We start from the raw sequence: 2123 nt of genomic DNA, 5'->3' as shown, positions 1-2123 counted from the left end.
GGCGAACGGTGCCTGATCCGCTCGCCGCGGTGTGGGAGACGATGCTGCTGCCGATCCTCGAGCGCGACCCCGCCGTGCAGGCGGTGACGCTGCTGCGCCATCTGCAGCTGGCCGACCCCGATGCCTTCCCCGACGACCGCGTCCGACGGACGCTGGAGCGGCGGGTGCGTGACTGGCGGGCGCTGCACGGGCCTGCCCGCGACGTGATCTTCCGCCAGACCTCCGAACCGGGGCGCATGGCGCTCTCGGACTTCACCGACGCGGCCGAGCTCGGCGTCACCATCGCCGGCGCGCCGTTCCCGCACCGGCTCTATCACTTCGTGCTGGCCTACAGCGGCTGGGAGCACGCCGCCGTCGTCCTCGGCGGCGAGAGCTTCACCGCCCTGGCCGAGAACCTCCAGAACGCGCTCTGGACCCTCGGCGGCGTCCCGGGCGAGCATCGCTCCGACAGCCTCTCGGCGGCCTACCGCAACCTCGACGCCGAGGCGGCGCAGGACGTGACCCGCCGCTACGACGAGTTCTGCGCCCATTACGGCATGGTCGCGAGCCGCTGCAATCCCGGCGAGGCACACGAGAACGGCGCGGTGGAGTCCCACAACCGCCACCTCAAGGCCGCACTCGACCAGGCGCTGATCCTGCGCGGCTCCCGCGACTTCGCCGACCTCGCCGATTGGCGGCGGTTCGTCGACCAGCTCGTCGCCCGCAGGAACCGCCGCCGGGAAGACGCAGTGCGCATCGAGGCGGCGGCACTGCGTCCGCTGCCCGCCCGGCGCGCCACCGACTTCACCGAGATCGTCGCCCGCGTCACCAGGACCGGCGGCTTCATGGTGCACAACATCTTCTACAGCGCGCCCTCGCGGCTGATCGGCCAGCGTCTGCGCGTCCACGTCTACGACGACCGGATCGAGGCCTGGCTCGGCGCCACCCATGTCGTCAGCCATCCGCGCCTGCGCGGCCGCGGCGACGGCGTCCGCCGGCACCGCGTCGACTATCGCCACGTCATCCACGCGCTCCGCCGCAAGCCGCAGGCGTTGGCCGGATCGGTCTACCGCGACGGTCTCTTCCCTCGCAGCGAGTACGCCGCCGCCTGGGCCGCGCTCTCCGAGGCGCTGCCGCGACGAGATGCCTGTCGCCGCATGGTCGATCTGCTCTGGCTCGCCCATCACGAGGCCTGCGAAGCCGAGCTCGCGGCACTGATCGCCGAGGACCTGGCCGTCGGGCGCCTGCCGCATGCACCCGAGCTGAAGATGCGGATCGAGCCGCGTCGACGGGCGCTGCCCACCGACGTGCCGGTGGCGCTCACCGAGCTCGCCAGCTTCGACGCCCTGCTGGAGATGCGCGCATGACCTCGCCCTCCAAGTCCACGACCGCGCGCACCGTCGATGTCCACGCGCTGCCGGCGATGCTGACCGCGCTGCGCCTGCCGAGCTTCCACTGCCACTGGCCAGCGCTCGCCGAGCGCGCCGACAAGGAGGGATGGCCCGCGGCCCGCTTCCTCGCCGCTCTCGCCGAGGTCGAGATCGCCGAGCGCGAGACCCGCCGCATTCGCCGCCACCTGATCGAGGCCCGGCTGCCGGGCGGCAAGACGCTGGCGACCTTCGACTTCAAGGCCCTGCCCAGCGTCCCCCGCGCCCGCGTCGAGGCCCTCGCCGCCGGCGACTGGATCGAAACCGGCGCCAACCTGATCGCCATCGGCAACAGCGGCGCCGGCAAGACCCACCTCCTCTGCGCCGTCGGTCACGCCCTCGTCGAAGCCGGTCGCCGCGTCCTCTACACCCGCACCACCGATCTCGTGCAGAAGCTCCAGGCCGCCCGGCGCGACCTCGTCCTCGAGGCCGCGCTCGCCAGGCTCGATCGCTTCGACCTCATCATCCTCGACGACATCGGCTATGCCCAGAAGGACCAGGCCGAGACCTCCGTCCTCTTCGAGCTCATCGCCCGGCGCTACGAGACCCGAAGCCTCGCCATCGCCGCCAACCAGCCATTCAGCGCCTGGGACCGCATCTTCCCCGACCAGGCCGTCACCGTCGCCGCCATCGACAGGCTCGTCCATCACGCGACCATCCTCGAGATGAACGTCGACAGCTACCGACGCCGCTCCGCGGCCGGCCGCAGCGCCGGCA

Annotated in this window: 2 protein-coding genes; both read left to right on the top strand. The window is 72.2% G+C overall.

Annotated elements, in window-relative coordinates; all coding sequences use genetic code 11:
- On the top strand, positions 1-1346 hold a 1346-nt coding region (gene istA, locus WBP48_RS14200; RefSeq protein ID WP_424441406.1), incomplete at its 5' end, for an IS21 family transposase.
- On the top strand, positions 1343-2123 hold a 781-nt coding region (gene istB, locus WBP48_RS14195), incomplete at its 3' end, for an IS21-like element helper ATPase IstB (protein WP_424441405.1). The genes istA and istB, both read left to right, overlap by 4 nt.

The sequence above is a fragment of the Microbacterium sp. genome (genome assembly GCF_049661145.1).
GTDB lineage: Bacteria > Actinomycetota > Actinomycetes > Actinomycetales > Microbacteriaceae > Microbacterium.
Note: the sequence above shows the minus strand (reverse complement) of the source record. Positions and strands in the feature narration are given on the sequence as shown.